At 45.9% G+C, this 25,459-nt stretch carries 17 protein-coding genes, 2 tRNA genes and 1 pseudogene; 9 read left to right on the top strand and 11 right to left on the bottom strand.

Features of this window, described 5'->3' with window-relative positions; all coding sequences use genetic code 11:
• Positions 1–345: 345 nt before the first annotated feature.
• On the top strand, positions 346–711 hold the full coding sequence (locus PN470_RS15440; RefSeq protein ID WP_002791123.1) for a DUF1815 family protein: 366 nt from the start codon (positions 346–348) through the stop codon (positions 709–711).
• 44 nt (positions 712–755) lie between these two features.
• Here PN470_RS15440 and PN470_RS15435 read toward each other — a convergent pair whose 3' ends face one another.
• Both PN470_RS15435 and PN470_RS15430 read right to left on the bottom strand, forming a co-directional pair.
• A complete protein-coding gene (locus PN470_RS15435; protein ID WP_002791124.1) occupies positions 756–1,721 on the bottom strand; it encodes a glycosyltransferase family 2 protein in 966 nt (321 codons plus the stop codon).
• A complete protein-coding gene (locus tag PN470_RS15430; RefSeq protein ID WP_272104764.1) occupies positions 1,718–3,376 on the bottom strand; it encodes an ArnT family glycosyltransferase in 1,659 nt (552 codons plus the stop codon). The genes PN470_RS15435 and PN470_RS15430 overlap by 4 nt, the downstream gene beginning before the upstream one ends.
• Before the next feature lie 240 nt (positions 3,377–3,616).
• Between PN470_RS15430 and PN470_RS15425 the strand changes: the two genes are divergently transcribed.
• The 3 genes and pseudogenes from PN470_RS15425 to PN470_RS15415 form a co-directional block, all read left to right on the top strand.
• Positions 3,617–5,221, top strand: a complete 1,605-nt coding sequence (locus PN470_RS15425; protein ID WP_272104763.1) for a glycosyltransferase 87 family protein — start codon at positions 3,617–3,619, stop codon at positions 5,219–5,221.
• A 64-nt stretch (positions 5,222–5,285) separates the two neighbouring features.
• Entirely contained in the window at positions 5,286–6,149 is an 864-nt protein-coding gene (locus PN470_RS15420; RefSeq protein ID WP_002774343.1) for a glycosyltransferase, read from the top strand.
• A 138-nt stretch (positions 6,150–6,287) separates the two neighbouring features.
• Positions 6,288–6,503: pseudogene (locus PN470_RS15415) on the top strand (IS5/IS1182 family transposase); the annotation flags it as partial.
• Positions 6,504–6,723: 220 nt separating this feature from the next.
• Here the strand turns inward: PN470_RS15415 and PN470_RS15410 are convergent.
• Both PN470_RS15410 and PN470_RS15405 read right to left on the bottom strand, forming a co-directional pair.
• Positions 6,724–7,275 carry a TolB family protein gene (locus PN470_RS15410; protein WP_103113366.1) on the bottom strand — a complete coding sequence of 184 codons (552 nt, stop codon included), beginning with the start codon at positions 7,273–7,275 and terminating at the stop codon, positions 6,724–6,726.
• Positions 7,259–7,540, bottom strand: a complete 282-nt coding sequence (locus PN470_RS15405; RefSeq protein WP_002737431.1) for a helix-turn-helix domain-containing protein — start codon at positions 7,538–7,540, stop codon at positions 7,259–7,261. The genes PN470_RS15410 and PN470_RS15405 overlap by 17 nt, the downstream gene beginning before the upstream one ends.
• 433 nt (positions 7,541–7,973) lie before the next feature.
• Between PN470_RS15405 and hisA the strand changes: the two genes are divergently transcribed.
• Entirely contained in the window at positions 7,974–8,735 is a 762-nt protein-coding gene (gene hisA / locus PN470_RS15400; protein ID WP_271939570.1) for a 1-(5-phosphoribosyl)-5-[(5-phosphoribosylamino)methylideneamino]imidazole-4-carboxamide isomerase, read from the top strand.
• On the opposite strand, the gene PN470_RS15395 is transcribed toward hisA, so the two are convergent.
• The 3 genes from PN470_RS15395 to PN470_RS15385 all read right to left on the bottom strand — a co-directional run bounded on the left by PN470_RS15395 (position 8,732) and on the right by PN470_RS15385 (position 14,471).
• A complete protein-coding gene (locus tag PN470_RS15395) occupies positions 8,732–10,501 on the bottom strand; it encodes an HlyD family efflux transporter periplasmic adaptor subunit (RefSeq protein ID WP_271939572.1) in 1,770 nt (589 codons plus the stop codon). The two genes, hisA and PN470_RS15395, sit on opposite strands and share 4 nt — an antisense overlap.
• Positions 10,502–10,639: 138 nt before the next feature.
• Positions 10,640–13,633, bottom strand: a complete 2,994-nt coding sequence (locus PN470_RS15390) for a peptidase domain-containing ABC transporter (RefSeq protein ID WP_271936837.1) — start codon at positions 13,631–13,633, stop codon at positions 10,640–10,642.
• 76 nt (positions 13,634–13,709) lie between these two features.
• Positions 13,710–14,471 (bottom strand): peptidylprolyl isomerase, encoded by a 762-nt coding sequence (locus tag PN470_RS15385; protein WP_002791139.1) that lies wholly within the window; start codon positions 14,469–14,471, stop codon positions 13,710–13,712.
• Positions 14,472–15,212: 741 nt separating this feature from the next.
• Between PN470_RS15385 and PN470_RS15380 the strand changes: the two genes are divergently transcribed.
• The 3 genes from PN470_RS15380 to PN470_RS15370 all read left to right on the top strand — a co-directional run bounded on the left by PN470_RS15380 (position 15,213) and on the right by PN470_RS15370 (position 16,033).
• Positions 15,213–15,297 (top strand) — tRNA-Ser (locus PN470_RS15380).
• Positions 15,298–15,403: 106 nt separating this feature from the next.
• Positions 15,404–15,919 (top strand): GNAT family N-acetyltransferase, encoded by a 516-nt coding sequence (locus PN470_RS15375; protein ID WP_002736326.1) that lies wholly within the window; start codon positions 15,404–15,406, stop codon positions 15,917–15,919.
• Between the two features lie 40 nt (positions 15,920–15,959).
• Positions 15,960–16,033, top strand: a tRNA-Pro gene (locus PN470_RS15370).
• 190 nt (positions 16,034–16,223) lie between these two features.
• Here PN470_RS15370 and PN470_RS15365 read toward each other — a convergent pair.
• The 4 genes from PN470_RS15365 to rpsT all read right to left on the bottom strand — a co-directional run bounded on the left by PN470_RS15365 (position 16,224) and on the right by rpsT (position 25,036).
• Complete coding sequence (locus tag PN470_RS15365) at positions 16,224–20,231, bottom strand: DNA-directed RNA polymerase subunit beta' (protein WP_272104765.1); 4,008 nt, start codon at positions 20,229–20,231, stop codon at positions 16,224–16,226.
• A gap of 223 nt (positions 20,232–20,454) precedes the next feature.
• Entirely contained in the window at positions 20,455–23,766 is a 3,312-nt protein-coding gene (gene rpoB / locus PN470_RS15360) for a DNA-directed RNA polymerase subunit beta (RefSeq protein WP_016516964.1), read from the bottom strand.
• A 146-nt stretch (positions 23,767–23,912) separates the two neighbouring features.
• Positions 23,913–24,692 carry a TatD family hydrolase gene (locus tag PN470_RS15355; RefSeq protein ID WP_002736410.1) on the bottom strand — a complete coding sequence of 260 codons (780 nt, stop codon included), beginning with the start codon at positions 24,690–24,692 and terminating at the stop codon, positions 23,913–23,915.
• Positions 24,693–24,742: 50 nt separating this feature from the next.
• On the bottom strand, positions 24,743–25,036 hold the full coding sequence (gene rpsT / locus PN470_RS15350; RefSeq protein WP_002737368.1) for a 30S ribosomal protein S20: 294 nt from the start codon (positions 25,034–25,036) through the stop codon (positions 24,743–24,745).
• 301 nt (positions 25,037–25,337) lie between these two features.
• Here rpsT and PN470_RS15345 point away from each other — a divergent pair.
• Positions 25,338–25,459 (top strand): GDP-mannose 4,6-dehydratase (locus PN470_RS15345; RefSeq protein ID WP_271935526.1); only part of this gene is annotated, 122 nt, incomplete at its 3' end.

Raw genomic sequence — 25,459 nt, 5'->3', positions numbered from 1 at the left:
CCCCACACCCCACACCCCTCCGCATCCGGCATAGAAGCATAGGTTTATGTAATTGTCAATATAGATTTACGAACTTTTTTGTCGAAACTGGATCATAAACTTTAAAAATAGGCATGATGGGAATAGTTGGGATCGAGGGGGTGGAAAGATGGATAAACTGGTGGCTCTGTAGTTATATATACTTAGCTATCTCAGAAATTTACGCTACCCTAGATTTAGGGTTCTTTACATTTTGTTACTTACCATCCGTAAGAAAACTTAGTTCACGTACCCTATTTTCTCAGAAAAGAATCTTAAAAAAGTGTTAAGGTTTTATACTTGAGGAGTGTTATCAGGAGGAAAATTGTGTTTAAACGACTTGCAGAACAGCATCGCCAACTGGTCAAAGACTTAGTCATGGATTTACAGGCTTTAGCGATCGCCTTAGAAAATCAAGGTTATCTAGCATCTTGCTACACCTGTGGCGGTCAACTGAATAGCGCATCTTTTATGGTGGGATTGGGGGAAACCCATCTAATTCGGTTTCTCGTGTCCGATTACGGCATCACCTGGACAGAAATGCGAGATGATCGAGAGTTAATGAAACTCGAAGGCGCGGAAGCCATCAGCCAACTACAGGAATTAGCCAATCTGATTAAATATCAAATTCCGCCGGCGGAATTTATTGACAAAAAACCCTCCTCCGTGCTGCAACGGTTAGAGACGGTTTAACTGGAGATGTGACCTAGACTTGTATGTTTAGGGAGCTTTTTTCCCTAAGCTTTCAGCCAACTGTTAGCTAGATAGGCCATTCGTTTCATCTCTTTTCGTCCCCGGGAGACGGAATCGAGGATCATGCCAGAGGTCAAACTTAAAAAGGCTAAAAGCATGATCGAGGCCGATAAAATAGCGGTGGGAAAACGTGGCACTAAGCCGGTTTCGAGGTATTCAAACAGGACGGGAATCGCTAAGAGGAGGGAAATAACCGCCAAAATCAGCGAGACAAGGCTAAAAAAGAGAAAAGGACGAATTTCTTTAAATAGTAGGATAGCGGTTCCCAATACCCGCCAGCCATCTTGAAAGGTTTTTAACTTACTTTGGGAACCTTCGGGACGTTCCCCGTAGAGGGTTGGTTCTTCAGCGAAGGGAATTTTTAATTCTAAAGTGTGGATAGTTAACTCGGTTTCAATCTCGAAACCATTGGACAAAGCGGGAAAAGATTTGACGAAACGACGAGAAAAGATGCGATAACCGGAGAGCATATCGATTAAACGCGCTCCAAACAGAAATTTAACGAATCCTGTTAAAAATAGATTACCAGCGCGATGACCCCGGCGATAAGCCTGGGAGGATTTTACCGCTTCCCGACGCGCACCGACCACCATATCCAATTGTTCCCGCAGCATTCGTTCAATTAAGCGTCGTACTGCCGCAATTTCGTAGGTATCATCACCATCGATGAGAACATAGATATCCGCTTCGATATCGGCAAACATCCGCCGGACAACATTGCCTTTTCCCGGTTGGGTTTCCTGACGAACGATCGCCCCCGCTTTCAGGGCCTCGGTCACGGTATCATCGCTAGAGCGGTTGTTATAAACATAAATTGCCGCTTCTGGCAGAAAAGTTTGGAATTGGGAGACAACTTTAGCAATCGTTAGTTCTTCGTTGTGACAGGGAATAATCGCAGCGATACGGTAGTTTTGCAAGGAAATCGGCGGAATAGCAGTCATTTCGATCATAGCTGAGGACAACGTTTAATGATGGTTAGGGGGGTGTCTTGGCGTTGGACGGCGTGAACAATGGGACAATGGGGGAAAGCTTGGAAATAATCGTATCGGGATAAACCCATGTAATAATCGGGTTCGGGAGCTTTTCCCCAAGCAAAGTCATCTCGATAGATTATCGTAAAGTTTCGTTGGTGATTCTCTACCATTTCCGCCGCAAATATCGGACCGGCAACCACAATGGTAGAGTTAGCGGCGGCATTTTGATTAAGCCATTCCATCCCCTCCTTGAGACTTAATCCCCAGTAATCGGTTTCCTGTTGACCTTGGGCCGCTTTTAAGCCTCCGTAGGCGCGATTATAGTAGGTGTATTCGTAGGGATGCAGACTGATCATGTCATAGACAATGACGCTAAAGTTGAGGATTAGCAGGGTCGTTAGAAAGATTTTTATTGACTTTCGCTTGAGTTTATGATATGTCCAAATAATGGCCGTAGATGCGATCGCTGCTAGGGCGGGAATGACAAATAAAAAGTGACGGATGCCGTCGTAGAGAGTAGATTGACGCAGGATAGCAAAGGTGGGCAGTAAAAACGCTTGCAGTAGGGTGATTATGGCGCAAGCACGCTGGCTTGGCGTTAATTTGGTTATTTTTGTCAAAATCACCATTACACCGACCAAGACGGCGATTTGCAGCAGGACGGGGGTGGTGAGGGAAAATAGCCGGGGTAGATAGTACCAAGGCAAGGAACGACCGGGGATATTTTGACCGTCAAAGAGAACCGTATTATCCCAGATGTTATACTTCGACATGAGGGTTATCGCTTCGATAAACCAAGTAATCGGGTTTCTCCAAGCAGCAGGATAGACTATATAGGTGGTTATTGCCCAAAAAAGTATAATAACTGCGTATAGGGGCAGAAAACGCCAGAGAGTTTTGAGGATTGTTTTTAAATTCCATCGGGCCACCAGATGGGCGAAGATGAGATAAAAGAGGATAAAAAAGCCACCGATGCGAATTCCGGTGATTAAACCAGCGAGAATCCCGTAGAGGCAAGAATAAACGGTTAAACGGTTAAATCCTAGTTTAATAGTCTGATTTTCGGACTGAAAATATTTATCTAGTAATACGGAACCAGCGAAGGTTCCGAGGGTGAACATGGCTGCAAAGGGGATATCTTTGGGATTAAAGAAGCTATGACCCCAAAAAGCGGGAAATAGGGCTAAAATTAGCGCACCTAACCAAGCAGATTCGATTCCTGCTAAGATAGCGACGATTCCCACCACCGATAGATAGGCAATCAGGGAAAAAAGAAAGGTGACAACGTGCTTAACCCGGGTTATTTGCCAGATCCTCGATAGCCATTTATCCTTATCAGTGGGATTGGGAGGAAGATTGGGGGTAGCAGGGAAAAAATTTTCTTTGGTTTCGTAGATAAGTTGGGATATGTAGTTAAAATAAAAGCCGTAATGACGCGACATTTCTGATATGGGCTTGTTTTCTCGGATATATTCGAGATTATGATTGACCATATCCACTTCGATCGGTTCGTCCCAAGTGATACCATAGTTTCTGACCACCGATAAACCAATTATCGCCAGAACTAGGATAACCAATAGAATTTTTAGATAAGCTTGCTTGACCGAGATTAACCCTTTTCTGGACTTCATGGGCGATCGAGTCAGTATGGTGGGCAACTTTATCACCTTAGTATATCAAAATTTGGTCAACTCGCCTAAGGACGTTTTTGGGAGTTAAAAGTTTCCGTTTGTATTTGTTAGCCAAACATGGTATATCAAGTAAAAAGCTATCAGCTAAAAGTCCGACTCGTCCCAGAGCTACTAATTAGTCTAATGGCACAAAAACGGGTTAGTTTTCTCGTCAAATTCACCAGAATTATTGATTAAGTTATGACATTATTAAAACGGTTCTCCCTCACTCATCCCCTCCTCTGGGCAGTAGTTTATTTTATCGGACTAGGGATTTTATCAGTTATCTTAGGTCAAGATGTTAGCTGGGATTTACGCAATTATCATTTTTATAATCCCTATATGTTATTAACGGGACGTTTTAAGTATGATGTCCTCCCAGCACAGATACAAACTTTCTTTAATCCTTTGATGGATGTTCCTTTTTTTGTTGCTATCTATTACCTAAAACTACCTCCGGTGGTGGTTGGGTTTTTCTTGGGAGGATTTCACGGTTTAAATCAGTGGTTAGTTCATTTAATCACTTATCACTCCTTTGATAAGGTTTGCGAAAGATACAAGATAACTTTAAGCATAGCGGCAGCGATTACCAGTATTTTTGGCGCAGCCTATATTTCCGAATTAGGAACCAGTATCGGAGATAGTACCAGCAGTGTTTTTGTTTTGGCAGGATTATTTTTGATTATCGCTTGTCTTGGTCGTAATCAACCAGTTAAGCTTAAAACGATAATTTTCGCAGGATTGCTTTTAGGACTAGCAACGGGACTAAAATTGACCACGGCACTGTATAGTATCAGTTTAATCGTGGCGATTAGTTTTTTAACCAATACCATCAAAGAAAAGCTGCGTAATCTTCTGACTTTAATTCTCTCTATGGCTGTGGGTTTTTCCCTGACGATGGGTTATTGGATAATCCTGATGTGGACTAATTTTGCTAATCCCCTTTTTCCCTTTTTCAACAAAATTTTTCAATCTCCCTACATCGAAACAGATTTTAACCTGCAAGATACCCGGTTTTTACCGAAAGATGTTTGGCAATTTTTATTTTATCCCTTTTATTTTGTGCAGGAACAAACCCTAGTGGCTGAGGTAAAATTTAAAGAGACTCGTTTTGCCATTGCCTATCTTTTAATTGTCATTCTTCTGGGAGTGATTATTTATCAGTACACCTCTCGCCGTTCTCTAGAGCAAAAAAATAATTTAGTCCATGTACCCATTCTCGGATTTCTATTACCTTTTTATTGTAGTGCCTATCTGATCTGGTTAAAGGGTTTTTCTATCTATCGTTACTTGATCGTTCTAGAGTTAATCACACCAGTTGTAATTATCCTGATTATTGCCTATCTTTATCCTCATAAAAGGACAGTTTTTATAATCTCTATCGCTATTTTTGCCTTAATTGCCGCTACAGTCAAACCCTTAGACTGGTGGAGAATGGGATGGTCAGATAATTATTTTGGTATCGATAGTCAAGCATTAAAACCCTACGAAAATTCCACGATTGTTATGTGGGGAGATGAAGGAACGGGTTATCTAGTTCCCCATTTTCCCGCTTCGACTCGTTTTGTGCGATTGCGAGGAAATATGGGAGTTAGTGAGGGAACTTTAATGCGAAAAAATGCTGAAAAGTTTATCGCAGAAACCACCGTGGGTAATCTCTATATTCTGATGACTGACTTTAATAGCAAATCTCCAGAGCTAGGGAAGGATTTAGCTAAAGAAAATCTAGAGATTGACTTCCAAAATTGTCAACCCTTTTCCAGTAAAATTGAAAAGTATAATCTCTGTCCTCTCCAAAAAAAGTAATTAGTACGGAAAAGCTATTCTCTAACCATTATTAATTGCCAGTGACTCCTACCTTTTATCTGTAATGATTTATCTATTGACGGTTAACTACAATTGCGGGGCATTAATTAAGCGTTTAATCGCTTCCCTCAACGATAACTTATCTGCTACTCTCATCATTATTAACAATTCCACTGAAGATAAAAATATCCAATCTTTAGCAGCGCAAAGAGTCAAGATTATTGAAGCGGGAGAAAATTTAGGATTTGGGAAAGGATGTAATCTAGGACTTGATTGGATTTATCAACAAGACAAAGAAGCTATCGTTTGGTTAGTTAATCCCGATGCTTACTTATTACCGGACTCTCTGGAGAAAGCAAGCAAATTTTTTCAGCAATATCCCGAAGTTGCCATCGCTGGTACAGAAATTTACGAACCGGATGGTAAAATCTGGTTTGGTTGGGGAAAATTTAATGCTAAAATCGGCACAATTAACGTGGTAGAGGAATCCTTAGACTATGGAAATAAACCCTATCTTATTCCTGACTGGGTGACGGGATGCAGTTTATTAATTAATTTCTCTAATTTTTCCACTTGTCCCCATTTTGATCCCGATTACTTTCTCTACTACGAAGACTTTGATTTTTCCCGAAGATACGCAAATCAAGGCTATTTAGTCGTTGTTACCAATCAGATTAAAATTATTCATGAACCATCTTCTATCACCCGACGCTATGGTTATCTAAGACTAACTCATAATATCTATGGTTATCTTCTCAGTCTCGAAAAACATACGACTTTAACTATCCTTGTTTATCGCTTGCTGCGGATGAGTTTTATGTCTTTACTGCTCCTTCCCATTAAACCCAAATTCTCCTTAGCCAAGCTGCAAGGAATTCAACTCTATTGTCAAAGAATAAACCTCTTACATAATTTTTTTATGGTATAATGCAGCGTTTTTCTTTTTTCTCGATTTTTAGATGGAAGTGGAAAAAAGAATAAAATGTGATCTTAGGTCAGGAAATCATCTATACTTTTGCTATGTTTATTAGCAAAAGTATGGATTATCAAAACTTACCAGATGGACAATTCAAAAAGACGGATGCTTTTACCATCGGGAAACTTCCGTTTAAAAGGAAAAAAAGCTCTACTAAATCAAGCAGAGATACCGGTCGTAACGGTAATGGATGTAACGGAAACTCCCAGGGAACGCCACCAAAAGAAACAGAAAGATTTTTTGGGTAGTAAAAGAGGTTATCATACTTTAAAATCCCAATTAGTAGCTGATAAAAATACTGAACAGAAACGAGAAGATCCGCTATTTCTTTAAATGGTTTATTTCCACAACAGTCCCTGACAAAATCTACTCTTGCTGTTAATACTTCCTCATCTCACTTTTGCTCTTTGCGCCTAAAAACTTCCTTGTCCACTTTCCCTCCTTGTCCTCCTTGTCTTCTCTTCACAGGTTTGTAAAATACCTACACCTGTGAGTTCCCCGCACCCTTCTCCCTTCTCTCCCAATACTATCGGGACGGGGAAGAATTTATCGGGGGTAAAGAAGGAGAAATTTCGCCACCTCGATCGAATATTTCCAGATTCCATTGACCGAAACGATTACTTTCAAAAGCAATAAAACGACCGTTACCACTAATCGTCGGATGACGCACTTCTCCTAAGATATTTTCGGTGAGATTTTTTGCTTGCAGAGTTTGTCGATCATAAATATATATATCGGGTTTACCGGACTGTTCCGACACATAAACAATATAACGACCATCGGCACTAATATCTGGCTGATCTTGATAGGTTTTTGCTTGATTTAACCCCGGTAGGGGAACTAAACGATTAGCCACTCGATCTAATAAATAAATCGTTCGTTGACCCCTGCGATCAGAGGCAAAAACCAGATAACGACCATCGTAGTTAAAACGGGGATTATCTTCTGAGGAAGGGGTATTTAAAGTATTTCCTAAAAGCTGTTGGGGAGGGGTGACAAAACCCGCATCACTACATCCCCCCAGACTGATGATATTAACCGCAAGCAAAAGTCGAAGAAGTTTAGGAAACCTGATCATCGGTCAGCGCCGGGGAAGGAAGGATACAACAATTAATATCATCAAGACAAACTTTACCCCAATGCAATGCCCAACGCACCAATTCCACCCGATTATCGGTTTTTGTTTTCGTCAAGATATTACTAATATGATTATCAACGGTACGCTTACTAATCTCCAGCTTTTCCGAGATTTCTTGATTAGTTAAACCATTAGCCACTAAATCGAGTATTTCTAGCTCTCGATCGGATAATGAAGCGGCTGTTTGAAACTTCCCAGCAGACATGAGTATAATTCCTCTCGTATATGTACTTATCATTCTAGAAGAATTTTTTCCCCTAGGAATCGATAATCAGTAATCAGTGATCAGTAAACAGTAATCAGTGAAAAGACAGCACTGTTACTGCCATTTGATCATGCACACTTAATATAGATGGTTTGCGGCAAAAAGCTTTTCCTGGGAGTGGGGTATGGGGTTTGGGGTGTGGGGTTTTACCAGTTTTGAGGTAGTCAGTTACCTAATTTTCAGGGAAAAAGTCCAGGAATTTTCCCCCCGATCCCCGCAATGGCTGGCACTTTAAAATCTTTGTGGACAATGCGTTGAGAGGGATTGTTCCCCTCTCAGACTCAAAACTGATAACTGATAACTGATAACTGATAACTGACAAGGCTGGTAATATATAATAAAAAACGCTCCTTAGTTAGATATTGAGAAAAACATGGAAGTTATCCCCGCTATTGATATTCTCGATGGCAAATGTGTGCGACTTTATCAGGGAGATTACCAACAATCGCAGGTTTTTAATGATAATCCCGCAATAGTGGCGCGAGAATGGGTCAATCAGGGGGCAACCAGATTACATTTAGTCGATTTGGATGGAGCCAAAGAGGGTAAATCGGTTAATTTGTCAACTATTGAAACAATTCTTAATGATATTGCCATTCCCGTACAGGTGGGGGGTGGACTGCGGGATGTAGAAACGGTGAGTAATCTCCTAAAAATCGGGGTAGAAAAGGCGATTTTGGGGACAGTAGCCGTAGAAAAGCCAGAATTGGTCAGCGAACTTTGTCAAAGCTTTCCGGGGCAAATAATTGTTGGTATTGATGCTCGCGATGGTAAAGTAGCCACCAGGGGGTGGTTAGAAACTTCCTCAGTAGATGCGATCGCACTCGGTCAAGATATGGCAAAAAGAGGAGCCAGCACGATTATCTACACTGATATTCATCGAGATGGCACGCTTTCTGGCCCTAATATCGCCGCTTTGCGAGAATTAGCCGAATCTGTCGAGATTCCCGTGATCGCCTCCGGGGGTATTAGTTCCCTGACAGACTTACTGAGTTTATTGTCTTTGGAACCTTTGGGAGTAACGGGAGTAATCGTGGGCCGCGCTCTTTATACCGGTGCGGTTAACCTCTCGGAAGCGATTAGCGCGATCGGATCAGGCCGTTGGCAGGATCTACCCCCGAATTTTTTCGCCTAACGGACTTGTTTGAGAGTATCCACCTGTTTATTGAACATATCGGTAAATAGTCCCAAAACCGTGCGATTTTCATTGACTTTGATGTTGACACTCACAGACATCCCCGATTGCAGCGGCAGAGTAGATTTATCTTTCAAAACTAACTCTTGACTGCTCAAGCTTACCCGGACAGGGAACCGATAAAAACGGTGATTTTCGTCGGGAGGTAAAGCATCAGAACCGATCGAGATTACTTCTCCCTTAATATCGCCGTATTCACTGTAGGAAAAGGAATCAATGCGAATATCGGTCTTTTGTCCCACGCGCACAAAACCGATGTCTTGGTTAGTCACGTCCACCTCTGCCACTAAACAACCTTTAGCAGCATCTTTGATCTGGGTGGGACAGCCATCGGGAACAATTTTTAACAATGCTTCCGCTTGACTTGGTTGGGGAACAAACCCAGGCCGCGCCTTGAGATCAAAGACCACACCATCGATGGGGGCGGTAATTTTTTGATATTTAATCGTCTGTTGTGCTTGACTAATTTGACTATCTAACTCAGCAATGCGCTTGTTGTTATCAATGATAACGCGACTGATCTGACTATCGATTTCAGCAATACTTTTGTAATTATCCGCCATTTTATCACGCACATCTTTTTCCGTGATTACTGTGGTATTAATCAGCTTTTCTCGCGCTTGGGAGATCAATAGGGAATAACGCTTTTCTTCCTGTTCCAAACGGGAAATTTCGGCGATGCGGGTTTGTACTTCTTTCTCTTGTTTTTCTCGATCGATTTTGCCATTAGCCTCTTGCTGCTGTAATTCATTCTGGCGATCAGTTACCGATTGTTTTTGTTTATTAATCTGATAACGGGCGACCGCCCCTTCTTCTCCCAAGGGTTCAATATCCTTAAGAATATTACGCTCGATATCCAAGCCTTCTTGGCCTTGTTTCATCGAATTGGCATTACGAGTCTTAATTTCTTCTAAGACGAAGCGATCATTGATTAATTGGGAGCGGGCATCGGCCAACTGTACCCTGGTTTGGTCCAATTGTTTTGCTAATTGTTCCATTTCCAATCTAGCGGCCGCTTGTCGAGAATTGGCCTCCCGTCGGGCAGCCTCTAAACGGGCTAACTCTTCCCCTTGTAGAGCAGAGCTAGAGGCACCTTCATTGACCTGTGCTTGATAAAGTTGATTTTCTGCCACCAAAGCGGCACGATTACGGGCTAAATCGGCGATTTCACTCGGTAATTTTAATTGAGCGATCGAACTTTCCACTGCTGCCGGTGTCAGATCCTGCGCCATTAATAGACGATAGAATTGATTTTCCTTCTCAGCAGTGGCGCGAATTTTTTTCAAAGATTCTAACTGCACTTGCGAGGCACTGGAATCCATTAAAACCAGTACATCCCCTTTGTTAACTCGATCGCCATCTTTAACTTTAACGAACTGTACCACCCCATTCACCGGTGCTTGTACTTCTTGCACTTTGCCCTGGGGTTTAAGTTGTCCTTGGGCACCGACCACCTGCTCGATTTTGGCGAACACTGACCAAATTAAAGCGGCAGTGGTGACACTCATTAATGTCCAGATAATCGTCCGCGACCAAATGGGCGATTGTTTCAGAATCACCGATTGTTCCGGTGGGCTGAAAGTGGGTAAAGAAGGGGTAATACTTTTATTTTTCGTGGTAGTGGCCACGTTTTTACTTGCTTGGGTCAGTTCATCGCTTTTACCATTGCCCTTGCCGTTTTGACCGTTATTAGAATTGCTGTTCATGGGGATTCTCCTATATTTAGGGTTTGCTGAAAAAGTTTTTCGTGGGGGTAGGGTGTAGGGTGTGGGGAGAATAAATAAAACTAATCTTCTGACTCCTGATTACTGTCTCCTGACTCCTGTCTCCTGTCTCCTGACTAACTAGATTTGCGAATCCTGTTGTTTATAGAGAGTATAGTAAAGGCCTTTTTTGGCCATTAATTCCTCGTGGGTGCCTTCCTCCGCTATTGTGCCTTTATCCATCATGACAATAATATCGGCGGATTTGATCGAAGCTAAACGATGGGTAATAAAGAAGACCGTGTGGTCCTTGAAAACTTCCTTGAGATTCAGAAACACTTGCCGTTCGGTGTTATAGTCGAGGGCGCTGGTGGCCTCATCAAGAATGAGAATTTGCGGTCTTTGCAGGACGGAACGAGCGATCGCAACCCGTTGTCGTTGTCCCCCCGATAGGGATGCCCCCCGTTCACCGACGCGGGTATTATAGCCATTGGGCAGGGTCATAATAAATTCGTGGGCTGCGGCTGCTTTTGCTGCCGAGACAATTTCCTCCACAGTCGCATCGGGGTTAGTCAGGGCGATATTTTCCTGTACCGTACCGTCAAATAATAGGGTTTCTTGGGGAACCATGCCGATTTGACGACGCAGGGAATAGAGTTCCACTTTGTTGATATCATAGCCATCGATGAGAATCCGTCCCGATTCTGGTTCGTAGAGACGGGCTAATAGTTTAGTGATGGTACTTTTCCCAGCGCCACTTTCTCCCACCAAAGCGACAAAAGTGCCGGCGGGGAATTCTAAATTGATGTTGTATAGTTGCAGGGCACCGTGGGGATTGAAGCGGAAAGCGAGGTTTTCGTAGGTGACAGTGCCTTTAATTAAGGGCATGGGGATGTTTTGGCGATCGAGTTCCGCTTCTTGGGGAGTATCGACGATATCGGCTAATCTTTCCAGGGATAAGCCAGTTTCTTGGAAGTTTTGCCAGAGTTGGGTCAAACGCAGAATCGGCGAGGTAACGTAGGAAGAGATAATCCGGAAGGCAATTAATTGACCAAGAGTGAGTTGTCCGTCTAAAACTAAGGCTGCTCCCACCCACAGCACTAATAAACCCGATAATTGGTTAAAGAAGTGACTAAAGGAACCGGCCAAAGTTGAGGTCATTACCGTTTGAAAACCTTCGGCCACATAGCGTGCATAACGTTCTTGCCACTGCCAACGGGAACGCAATTCGATATTCTGTGCTTTTACTGTTTGGATTCCCGTCATCACCTCCACCAGATAGGATTGGGTTTCGGCGTTTCGTTCCGCTTTTGCTCGCAGTTGTCGCCGCACGATTGGTGCGAAAATAGCTGTGGACAGAACTAAAATCGGCACGACTCCCAGCGCCCAAACGGTTAGAATCGGGCTATAGATCAACATAACCACGATGTAGATAACCGAGAAAATGGCATCTAACACCACCGTTAGGGCTGTACCCGTTAAAAATTGCCGAATATTCTCTAATTCATTGATTCTTGTCGAAATTTCCCCCACAGGTCGCCGTTCAAAGTATTTCAGGGGTAAGCGCAGCAGGTGATCGATAATTTCTGAACCGAGGGTCATGTCGATGCGGTTAGTGGTATCGACAAACAGGGATGTCCTCAAAAAGGTTAAAATTCCCTCAAAAACGGCAATTACTAACAGGAAAACCCCGAGGGTATTCAGAGTTTCTGGGCTATTCTGCACGATCACTTTATCGATGATCACCTGAATCATCAAGGGATTGGCCAGGGCAAATAACTGCACGAAGAAAGAAGCAATAAAAACTTCTATTAAGACTCGTTTATGTTTCTTGACAGAAGGCCAAAACCATGATAGGCCAAAACGCTGTTGCTGGGTGTGTTTGGTGGGTTTAAGCAGAATTACTTCCCCTTTTTCGCCCCAAGATTCCAGAAATTCGCTGGTTTTGCGTTTAATTATCCCCCGTTCGGGAACGGCGATCGTGGTTTCCCGTTGATTGATTTCGTAGAGGATAACGATGCTGTCTTGCCAGCGAATTAGGGCAGGAGGGTTGATATTGGGCAAGGAAGTAGCAGGTAAAGGCACTAATTGACTATGGAGTCCCACTACCTCGGCCACAGCCCCACACAGGGGCAGGGAAAGGCTGCCAGTTCTTTGCAGTTGATCCCCTAGGATGCGTTGGATCACGTCCTTGCGAAAGGGGATATTAAAATATTTGCAGATCATCTGAAAACAGGCACTCACCGCCTCTAGTTCCGTTTTTCCCCTGAAAAAGGGATAGGATTTGCGGTTTTTCTGGAGAGTTTTGTCAAGGTCGATATCGCTGGTGATGTCGCTTATTTTTCCTTGAGGGATATCTAATACCTGGGTGGGTTTATTTCCCTTAATGACTTGGGTTTCCCAGATATCATCGGTTTTTGTTTCCGCAGCCGATTCGGCTGCAACTGTCAAGAACTTGCCCTGAGCTACGTCGAAGAATTCATCTAACTGATTGGAGAAAAGACCTAATAAACGGGTGTTAGTCGGATTATTTTGGGTAATGACTGTGCCGATAGGATAATTGTCGGTATTTTCGCTGACTAACCAGAGATAATCATCGTTAATCTGGTTGTAGGACACACAAGCTCTGTTTAAAAGAGCCTGTGCAATTTCTTTCAGGTCTCCCCCACCCCAGGCCTGTTGATTAAGATAGGAGCCTAGGGTCGCATAAACTTCAGCGATCGAGGTTTCTTTAAAGAAATATTGCTTAAATTCGGGGTAATTATTGATTAAAGACCAAAAATCCTCTTCTTTTAAGGTTAAACAGATCGTGACTTCCGAAGAAGCGATCACCGTTTCACAGGGGGTACCGCGCAGAAGACTCATCCACCCGAATAAATCCCCGGGCTGTAATTTAGCCAAAGTAACCGGCAGCGAATTGTTAACCCTAGCATCGTAACCCAAAAGTCTGGCCTCTCCCTCGTAGAGAAGAACGAGGTGAGAGGGTAAGCGATCGCACTTGAGTATGGCATTGCCCATCTCATAGCGAAAGGGTTGTAATTTCTGACCGAGGGAACGTCTAACATCTACGGGCAGGCGATCAAAGGGCTGTACAGTCTCCAGAAAGGCGGTAAAATCTAAAGTGGTATAACTCATTAGCTAGGCGAAAATTGACTAAGTTGACAAATAATTAAGCGAAAAGACTGGGTTTACCCAGTTTTGCAAGGAAATGCTATGTAATCGATCCCTGCTCGCTATTGACTGGGGTTGATTCGGGGATAGATTTCACTGTTTGCATTTGAGTCATTAACCATTGTTGGAATAAATCATTCCGTAAGCGTTGACGGGTGGGAGGGTCTAATTCACAGGATAAATATTTTTCTAACCGGACAATCACGACCCATTCTCCCACTTGCGTCGGTGGCCACAGTTGCCCCGGTTTACTTGCTTTGAGAATTTGCCCGATCTGGGGGTGGGGAGTGCTCAGTTCCACGGGTCCAAGCAGTCCTCCGGTTTCCGCTTCTGATCCTTGGGAGTATTTTTTGGCCAGTTCAGCGAAGCTATTTTCTCGATCCTGTATCCGGAAAAATAGTTCTTGGGCAATGCCGATATTTTTTGTCCGAATCAGGGAATAAACCACCTTATCCAATTGATTTTTGACTTGCAAGAAGTAGGATTCTACTTTGTTATCCCAAGTCTCCTGTTTAAATTTTTCTAATTTAATGTCCCGCAGAATTAGATATTCTAGTTGCTCGGAATCCATCCCGTTTTGTTGTAACCAAGATTTCATTTGCTCATCGTTGGCAATTTGATTATTTTGATAGAAACGGGAATAGGCCGCGTTTCTTTCTTCGGGATTGCAGGTGATATTGGCGATCGCTTGTTCGATAATTACTTCCCGGATTAACTGGGGTAACATACCATATTTTGCCAAAAGAGGCAATACCTCTGACTCGCTAATTTTTTGGTCGCCGATTTCAATAATTGAACTCATAATAAATACATTTTCCTCACAGAAATGTTTAAAACTATCAACTCTAGGAGCTTCTAAATTTTATTGAGGTGATTATACGCCAAAACAGCAATTTTAAGGCACCCCTCCCTATTCTAATTTGAGTTTTCCCCTTTGAAAGCCGAAAATTACAGAAATTAAAGGAATAAGTCGGTCATCCCGGCGGGGGTAGTGAGGGGAAGTAGTCGGGCCTATCGGCCTCCGCCCAACATCCTGCTCAGAAACCCCTAATCACACTTCTAATGTACTAGAATAGACCTCTTGCAGAAGTCGGGGAAGGGGGAAAGGGGAAATTTTAATCTTTAACCCGATAGTAAACCTCTTGCATAATCAAGGTCTGCTGAAAAAGTTTTTCGTGGGGACAGGGTGTGGGGTGTGGGAAGTGGGAAGTGGGGTGTGGGGTGTGGGGTGTGGGGAGAATAAATAAAATAATCTCCTATCTCCTGACTCCTATCTCCTGACTCCTATCTCCTGACGACCGGCTACTGACTCCACCAACAGACTTATTCAGCCAACGCTAAAAATCTGTAAATAGACCATTTAATTGATTATTATTCATTCTCAATTCTCCTGACTACTGACTACTGGCTACTGACTCCTAACCCTAACAACGATTTTTGATTTCTGCAAGAGGTCTAATATGCACACCTTTTCCTTTCATTTGCGGAAAATTTTTTGATTTATGCAAGGAATCTAATGATAGGATATAAGTCTAGCTGCCTTGGAGAGGTGGCAGAGTGGTTGATCGCGCTCGACTTGAAATCGAGTAACCAGCAATGGTTCGTGGGTTCAAATCCCACCCTCTCCGTACTCACCCAATCACATTTGGACTCCGGTTGCCCGATTGTTCTTAGAGAGGGGAAAATAAAATATACTAGGCTAAAAGGATAATATTGAGGCAGTAGCCCCCCGGCATGGTTTTTTGGAAGAGATTATTTAATAGCTCGGAAGTCACTGCATCACCTGACTATTCGGGAGACTTGGTAGAGGTTGCCCAGAATGACCTCGGACAGACGCGAGTATTTTTTAGTACCGATCGAGAGCTAGATCTATATGAGTTAGAAGAACTTTGTGACTCGGTAGGTTGGGCTCGTCGTCCTTTACGCAAAGTTAAAAAAGCGATCGAATGTAGTTTTTTAGTGGTGTCGATGTGGGAAGTGCGAGGTAATCGCCGTCGTTTAGTGGGTTTTGCTCGTGCCACTTCCGATCACGCTTTTAATGCTACAGTCTGGGATGTGGTTGTTCATCCTCACTATCAAAGTAAAGGCTTTGGTAAAGCATTAATGAAATTTATGATTAGGAAGTTGCGGGGTGAGGATATCAGTAATATAACTCTTTTCGCCGATCCGCAGGTGGTGGATTTCTATCGTCGTCTCGGTTTTGTTCTCGATCCTGAAGGTATCAAAGGTATGTTTTGGTATCCCGATTAAGAATGGGGATCTTAGGCTATACTAAAAGGGGAGTCTATTTCGGGATGTAGCGCAGCTTGGTAGCGCGCCTGCTTTGGGAGCAGGATGCCGCAGGTTCAAATCCTGTCATCCCGACTGGAGAGAAAATTCAGAAAATCCTAACTTTGTTCCCCTTCTGGTCAACAGGAAAGGCTGCCTTCTTTTATCTCAAATGTCGGGGGAAATTAGCTGGAAAATTAGGGAGTTGGGGGAGAGAAGGAGGAGGTTTTTGGGGAATAACAAGGGTTTTTCCTGCCACTCCTCCTTTTAAGATATCTACAGACGATTATTCTTCTTCGTAATCCTCCTCTAAATCTTCCTCATCTCCGTCCCCATCGATCTCTGACCAGCTGTCGCTGATGGGTTGGCGACTAAAGCGACTGCTGCCGCGGGAGGAGAGGAAAACCATTTCATCATCTTCTAAATCGACCACATCACCCTCAGCGTAGGCGCGAGCGGTTTGATCGTCAAGAATCATATCGCTATCCTCACTACTGTCGCCGAAACCGGGACGAGGGGGGAAACCGAGGCCGCCGGGAGGAGCGTAATAACCACGATTGTTGTTGTAGTTATATTCCTCCTCCGGGGGGGTGTAATCGCTGACCCCCGCCATGTTTTCGTGGGCATTGAAGCCAGTACCCGCCGGAATCAGACGACCGATAATCACGTTTTCCTTGAGACCGCGTAACCAGTCGGACTTGCCTTCGATCGCCGCTTCCGTGAGGACGCGGGTGGTTTCTTGGAAGGAGGCGGCACTGATAAAGCTATCGGTATTCAAGGAAGCCTTGGTGATTCCCAGTAGTACAGGCGTATATTTAGCTGCCGCCCCACCGGTGATTGACATGGCTTCATTTACCGTCTCCACCTGTCGCAATTCCAACAATTCCCCGGGTAACATACTGGTATCGCCACCGTCATCGATCCGCACCTTAGAAGTCATCTGACGCACGATCACTTCGATGTGTTTATCAGCAATATCGATCCCCTGGGATTGGTAAACCGACTGTACCTGATCAACGAGGAACATCTGGGTTTTTTCCAAGGCTTTTAAGGCCGCTTCGTAACTGCCCAAGCTATCCACATAATAATTAAAGAACACCTCTAAAATCTCGTGGGGATTAGCCTGACCATCGGTTAACGCCTGACCCACATCGATACGCTGATTATCGCTCACCAGGGGGTTTTGACTGCCTAAAAGCGGATATTCACTGATCGTGCCGTCATCCTCGACCACCTTAATATCGACGATCTCAGAATCTTGATACTCCACTTGACAAACTCCCGGTTTGCGTGCTAGTACACAAGCCTCCTTCGGTTTGCGTGCTTCGAGCAGTTCTTCGATTCTGGGTAAACCTTGAATGATATCCCCGGTTTTCGAGCGCTCAAACACCAACAGCACCAAATTATCGCCCCGTTGGACCAGATCTCCCTCATCGATGTGCAGAATCGCCCCCGCCGACACTCGGTAGGGTCGGGCCTTACGCAGACGGATTTCATAGCCGGTGGTGGTTTGGTCAATGGCCAGCACTTGACCGGAATTGGGGGCTAAAACTCCAGCGCCGATCTCGGTTTCGGCGATTACCAGATCCCCAGCTTTGACGGTGGGAGCAACAGCGAGCGGGAGAATAAACTCGTCACGGTCACTGACAATTAAAAGACGGCGTACCGGTTCGCTACCCTTGCGAATCCCGCGAATTTCTCCAGCTTCCTTACACTGAATCTCAGTCCGGGCCACCACTGCCCCCGGTGGAATTTCATCGCCATCTTGGACGAGAACGCGAGTCTGAATATTACCCCCTAAAGGATCATTATCACTATCCCGACGCAGCACCAGAGATTCGAGAATAACTAACTGTAAACGCTGACAATCCCTGTCCTCAATCGGTTCTAACTCGATATCGGCCGTCAGATGGGAGACTGATTCTGGTTCTTCGCTGGAAATTTCGAGGACTAATTGGGTGCTGATCAGTTGACAACCCTCGACGGATTTAACTCTTTCCCCGTCTTTAAAGAAAATGCGCTGCACCGATCGCAGTTCGATATGTCGTCCTCCTTCTTGGTTAGCGGAACCTTGGGTGGGAGAAGTGGATTGGTCTTCTACGGCGAACTCCTGTACTGGTCGCAGCAGTAATCCCAAACCCTCGTTAGTTTCCACCCATTCCGCTTGCCGTAACTCCTCGATCGTCACTTCGGGAGTCAACTGTGTCCCGGGGTAAATTAACTGTTCTTGGGCAATTCCGGAGGATTCCGGTTCGAGATCCATAAATAACAGCCCTGGTTTGACAATAATCTCCCGGAGGATGTCATTTTTCTGGATCACTTCCACCACACCGCTACAGTTACAGAAGATGTCTTTAACCACTTCTTCCCCTGCTTCCACATACTGCCCATCTTCCACCTGTAAGAGGGAAATATCTTTATTGACTTCGTGGGTTTCTTCGGGAATCCAGAGGATCGTGCCGCCTTTGGTGATTTCATAACCCTGTTTACGGCTGCCTTTGGCGACTTCGATATCGACGTATTTAATCATGCCGCCGGTGTGGGTTTGATAGCGATCATCGATTAACTCGGCGACAATGGCATGATTCTGTACTTTTGTCCCCGGAGTGGTTTTCAGTAGGAAGCTTTGACCATCTCCCGTATGAATAATAAACTGTTCCCGACCGGCACTACTTTCTACTTTTACTTCGGCCTGATCCAAAGACACGGAAGCGGTGACGATATCGATTTCCCGGCTATTGGGGGCTAAACGCACCAAACCGCCGTTAGTGGATACCAGCTTAGTTTCTGCTAAAACATCCCCCACTTGTACTTGATCGCCGTTACTGACCACAGGTTCGGCCCCGGTTGGCAAGTTATACACTTCTCCGGAGAGAATCCATAGTAATCCCCCCCGTTGGGCGATGCGGGTGGTATTGCCTTGGCGATCGGTTTTTTCCTCTGGGACTAATTGCGAGAATAGCACCTCGCCGGCTAAGTCACTGGTTACGTCTTTTGTGGCTTTTTCCGTGGATTTTTGGACTTTATCGGAGGTTATTTCCGCTAGTAACTGTTCCTCGCTTACCGTTGCCCCATCGGTGACAAATAGCAGTGATCCCGGAGTCAAAGAGTAGGTGACGGTTTCTTTAGTTTTATCCTTCGGTGTTAATTTAATTTCCCCTGGGGCCTCCACCTGATCCCGTTCGTCCCCGTGGCGAGTTCGCACGTTACGGATACTTAACCCCGGCAGAAAACGCACGCTTCCCTCGAAGGGACTCCGCACTTGCCGGGCCACTTCTCCGGTAAATACACCCCCGGTGTGGAAGGTACGCATGGTTAACTGAGTCCCCGGTTCCCCGATCGATTGGGCGGCAATAATTCCCACTGCTTCCCCCATATCCACCGGATGACCGTGGGCCAGACTCCAACCGTAACAGGTTTGGCAAACCGAGCGGGCCGCTTCACAGGTTAAGGGGCTGCGGACTTTGATTTTATCGACGAGTCGCCCTAGTTTTTCGGCGGTTTCGTCATCGATAATCTGGTTGCGGGTGGCGATCACTTCTCCATTGACCACCACATCTTCGGCCAGGGAACGACCTAATAGGCGATCGCTTAGGGGAATTAACACGCGATCGCCATCGGTCATGGCGGTTAATTCGATGTAACGATTGGTGCCACAATCGGCCTCGCGGACGATGACATCTTGGGACACATCGACGAGACGACGGGTCAGATAACCGGAATCTGCCGTCCGTAGGGCGGTATCAACTAAACCTTTGCGCGCCCCGTAGGAGGAAATAACGTATTCGGTAACGGTCAATCCTTCCCGGAAGTTAGTCTTAATCGGGAGGTCAATAATTTCCCCCTGGGGATTAGCCATTAATCCCCGCATTCCCACTAACTGACGCACTTGGCTCATATTACCCCGCGCTCCGGAGAAAGCCATCATATAGACGGAGTTGAGGGGATCGGTAACTTGGAAGTTGCGAATTACTTCATCTTTAAGCGATTCAGATGTACTATTCCAAGTATCGATTACTTTTTGGAAGCGTTCCACTTCGGTGATTTCCCCGCGCACATAACGCTGTTCGGTTTGCCGGATTTCCTGTTCGGCACTTTCGATCATTTGTCGTTTAGCCGGCGGTACGGTTAAATCATCCACACTAATGGAAACCCCTGCTTTGGTAGCGAAACGAAAACCGAGGTTTTTCAATTCATCGGCCATTTGTGAACAGCGCGCCGAACCGTAGTTTTGATAGGCCCAAGCGATCAGTTTTTTCAGTTTTCCTTTGTCAACAGTTTGGTTATAAAACATCTCGATCCGGGTAACAAGTAAACAGCTATTAGCTATCAGCATTCAGCATTCAGCTATCAGTTAGAAAAGGGAACAGGAAATAGGGAACGGGGAATAGGGAATAGGCAAATTTTTACTTTACTGTCCTTTTTTTTGCTTTTTCCTGGAAAATTCTCTCCTGTCTCCTGACTACTGACTCCTGACTTCTCACTGATTACTGATTACTGCTCACTGATAACTGAAATTACACTTCCGATTCTTCTTCCTCAAGGTCTTCTGTGGTTAAGGATTCGTAGGTGGGGCGAGAGGGGGCGCGACGACCGACATCGACCATCAAATCCACCTCCACATCGCGGGAAGTACCATCGGGGGCATTTTCCACCTTGTGAACGGCGATATCGAGGCCGAGGGATTGCAATTCTCGCATCAAAACCTTAAAGGATTCTGGCGTACCCGGGCGGGGAATCGGCTTGCCTTTTACGATCGCATTTAAAGCCTCATTCCGTCCTTGCATATCATCGGATTTTACCGTTAGCAATTCCTGCAAAGTATAGGCCGCCCCGTAGGCTTCTAGGGCCCAGACTTCCATTTCTCCGAAGCGCTGGCCTCCCTGTTGAGCTTTACCGCCCAAGGGTTGCTGAGTAACCAAGGAGTAGGGACCAGTAGAGCGGGCGTGAATTTTATCATCAACCAGGTGAACCAGTTTTAACATATAGGCCATACCGACGGTAACGGGACGGTCAAAGGGTTCGCCGGTGCGACCATCGTAAACCGTGACTTTGCCGGCGTGTTCTTCCTTGAACACCCAATCGCGATTGGGTTTTTTCGAGGCATTTTCTAGCAATCCGTGAACGGTTAAACGGCTGGCTTCTTCCCCGTACATTTCGTCAAAGGGAGTAATCTTAAAGCGCACGCCCAGATTTTCGCCGGCCCAACCCAGTAAACATTCAAACACCTGACCGACGTTCATGCGACTGGGAACCCCTAGGGGATTGAGAACGATATCGACGGGACGACCATCGGGGAGGTAGGGCATATCTTCTAGGGGCAGAATGCGAGAAATAATCCCTTTATTGCCGTGACGACCCGCCATTTTATCGCCCACTTGGATTTTGCGTTTTTGGGCAACGTAAACCCTTACCACCATATTGGCCCCAGGGGGTAATTCATCTCCCTGTTCGCGGGTAAATACGCGCACATCCACTACCCGGCCTTTTTCGCCGTTGGGAACGCGCAGGGAGTTATCGCGTACATCCCGGGCCTTTTCGCCGAAAATTGCCCGCAGTAGTTTTTCTTCGGGGGGTTGGTCTGATTCGCCTTTCGGGGTGACTTTCCCCACAAGGATATCGCTGGCTTCTACCCAGGCACCGATGCGAATAATGCCGCGTTCATCGAGGTTTCGCAGGGCATCTTCACCGACGTTGGGAATTTCCCTGGTGATTTCCTCTGGTCCTAGCTTAGTTTGACGGGCTTCGATTTCGTATTTTTCAATGTGGATGCTGGTGTAGGTGTCTTGTGCCACCAGTCTTTCACTGATTAAAATCGCATCTTCGTAGTTATAGCCTTCCCAGGGCATATAGGCGACGAGGATATTCTGTCCGAGGGCGATTTCTCCTCCTTCGGTGGCGGAACCATCGGCGAGGATCTGCCCCGGCACAACCTGTTCACCTTGATAGACTAAAGGACGCTGATTTAGGCAGGTATCTTGGTTAGAGCGTTGATATTTCTGAATTTCGTACTCGATCTCGCTCTTGCCAAAAATCTCTTTGTCTTCATCCGCCACTTTGATGCGAATCCGGTTAGCATCGACGTAGGAAACGACCCCATTAGTACGCGAAACGATGACCATGCCGGAGTCGCGAGCGGCCTGTGCTTCCAATCCGGTACCCACCAGGGGACGTTCGGGACGCAGCAGGGGAACCGCTTGTCGTTGCATATTAGAACCCATGAGGGCGCGGTTAGCGTCGTCGTGTTCGAGGAAGGGAATCAGGGAAGTGGCCACCGAGACAATTTGCACGGGAGAAACACAAACGTAGTCCACTTGTTCGGGGGAGGTGGTGGAGAATTCCTGGCGATAGCGCACGGGGATAGTTTCGCCCAGGATATAACCATTTTCATCGGTGGCCACGTCTCCCGGGGCGACTCTGAGATCGTCTTCTTCGTCGGCGGTGAGGTATTTAACGGGGAGATCATAGCGTACTCGGCCATTTTCCACCGCATAACAGGGGGTTTCAATAAAACCGTAGTCGTTGACGCGAGCGTAGGTGGCCAGGGAACCGATTAAACCGGCGTTGGGACCTTCTGGGGTTTCCACCGGACAAATGCGACCGTGGTGGGAGGGGTGGATGTCGCGCACGGCAAAACCGGCCCGTTCCCGGGTCAGACCGCCAGGTCCAAGGGCGGAAATGCGGCGTTTATGGGTCAATTCCGCTAGGGGGTTGGTTTGATCCATGAACTGGGAGAGTTGCGAGGAACCAAAGAATTCTTTAATCGCCGCTACTAGGGGTTTCGGGTTGACTAGGGAAGCGGGGGTGAGGTTTTGGGATTCGCTGACGGTCATCCGTTCCCGAATGATTCTTTCTAAGCGGTTTAAACCTACTCGCACTTGGTTTTGGAGCAGTTCACCCACGGAACGGACGCGACGGTTGCCGAGGTGGTCGATGTCGTCGGTGTTGCCGATGTCAAATTCGAGGTTAATTAGGTAGTCGATCGCCGATAAGATGTCGGTGGTGGTGAGAACGCGCTGGTTATCGGGGACGTTGAGGCGTAGTTTTTTGTTGAGTTTATAACGACCAACGCGACCGAGATCGTAGCGTTTATTGTCAAAAAAGCGCGATTCGAGTAGTTGTTGTCCGCCGGTGACGGTGGGGGGTTCCCCGGGGCGTAGTTTGCGGTACAGGTCGAGGAGTGCCTCTTCTTCGCTGGGATTGCCTTCTTTGTCGAGGGTTTTTTGGTAGAATTCGGGATGGCGTAGGGAGTCAAAGATTTCGTTATCGCTCAATCCGATCGCTTTCAGGAGAACTTGGGCGGATAATTTGCGGGTTTTGTCGATTCTGACCCAGACTAAGCCGTTTTTGTCGGTTTCAAATTTTAACCAAGCTCCTCGGTTGGGAATCAGGGAAGCGGAGTAGGTACGGCGACCGTTTTTGTCGATTTCGGCTTTGTAGTAAACACCGGGGGAACGGACGATCTGATTGACGATGACTCGTTCGGCCCCGTTAATGATAAAGGTTCCCCGTTCGGTCATCAGGGGTAAATCGCCGATAAACACTTCCTGTTCGATGTTTTCTCCCGTTTCTTTGTTGATTAGACGGGTAGGAACGTACATCTGAACGGAATAGGTGCTATCACGTCGTTTGGCTTCATCGACGTTGTATTTCGGTTCTTTGAGTCTGTAGTCCTGGCCGAGGAAATGTAGTTCTAATTTACCTGTATAGTCGCTGATGGGGGAAAAGCTGTTCAGTTCCTCGATTAGTCCTTCTTCCAAAAACCACCGAAAACTGGAGTGTTGGATTTCGATGAGGTCGGGTAAGAGGTTAAAGGTAAGATTGTTCATTATGGTTACAAGGGCTGATGACACGATAGCGACGGTCGGATATCAGTGAGCGGTGAGGGGATGGGTGATGGGGGAGTAGGGGAACACCGGAGAATAAATAAAAGCTTTCTCCTGACTCCTTTCTCCTGTCTAATAAACTATGTTTTTTAACTGGGGAGTTGAAATAATTTGCGGGCGTTGTGGGTGGTTTGTTCGGCTAGGGTTTCGACCGGATAGCCGCGCAGACGGGCGACGGTTTCGGCCACATGGAAGACGAAAGAGGGTTCACAAGGTTTACCGCGGTGGGGATTGGGTGAGAGAAAGGGGCAATCGGTTTCGATCAGTAGGCGATCGCTGGGGACAATTTGGGCGGCAGCTTGCACGGTTTTACTGTTTTTGAAGGTGACAATGCCGCTAAAGCTGATGTAAAAACCCAAATCTAAAAACCATTGAGTTTCTTCGGGGTTGCCAGTCCAGCAGTGCATCACGCCGCGAATTTTGCCCACTTGTTGCCGAAAGGCACTGATTTCCTCCCGCATTTCCTTAGCCGCATCTCGACAATGGATAATCACGGGTTTATCGAGACGATGGGCGATTTCCAATTGCGTCCAAAACACCCGTTTTTGCTGCTCTTGGTTATCCGCTTTATAGAAGTCTAACCCCATTTCCCCGATCGCCACGACGCGCCGATCAGATCGGGCTAGGGATTCGATCTGCTCGGCACTATTATCTCGCCATTTTTGGGCATCTAGGGGATGTAAACCGACGGCGAAGGAAATTTCCTCAAATTGATCAGCAATGGCTTTAATCGCCGCAAATTCCTCTGGTTCAACACAGGAGTGAACCAGATGAACGACTCCCACACTTCGCCAACGTTCGGAGATAGCGGGCAAGTCGGCTTGCAAAACGTCAAAGTTCAGATGAACGTGCGTATCTATTAATTGCATCGACCCCCGATCGCTTGTTGCGTCTGTCCTGATTACAGCTTACTTGTTCCTTAGGAAGCTTGGCTAACTTTTTGCAAAGCTTTGGCTAAACCGGCTTTTTTTCTAGCGCCGTTGTTCCGGTGCAAGACGTTGCGCTTGACGGCTTTATCGATTTTACTGTAAGCTTCCGATAGAGCTTGTTGGGCGCTTTCTAACCCTTCTGGGCTGGGGTTGGCTCCGTAGGCCGAGACAGCGACAAGACATTTTTTGATCAGGGTTCTTACGGCTGACTTGTACGCTTTGTTGCGTAGTCGATTTCTTTCGGAGATTTGGACTCGTTTGAGTGCAGACTTTGTATTAGCCACAGTCGTTTCTTGTTCTCAATACTGGTATGGTTGATCGGGACACAGACAAACCATCATAACAGATTTGTGCTATTTGTGGCAAGAGTTTTCCCGACAAGAAGAGATATTTTCAGGATTTGGACTCCACAGATGGGAAAGGATTAAGGGTTAAAGGGACTGCCAAACCTGAATTCAGGTTCAGGGAATCTTGTCAAGACTGTCCCGATAACTAATCGCCAAACTTGTCATGAGGGGCTAAAGTGTGCTATAAGCAGTCAGACCCTGCCCTGGTCTTTATTCTTCCCGATTAGGTAAATTACTGATGACTGAAGCTAAACGCGCCCTAATTACCGGCATCACCGGTCAAGATGGTTCCTATCTAAGCGAATTATTATTAGAAAAAGGCTATGAAGTCCACGGTATCATCCGTCGTACTTCAACTTT

Origin of the sequence: Microcystis sp. CS-574, assembly GCF_028329095.1 — a bacterium.
Lineage (GTDB): Bacteria > Cyanobacteriota > Cyanobacteriia > Cyanobacteriales > Microcystaceae > Microcystis > Microcystis ichthyoblabe_A.
Note: the sequence above shows the minus strand (reverse complement) of the source record. Positions and strands in the feature narration are given on the sequence as shown.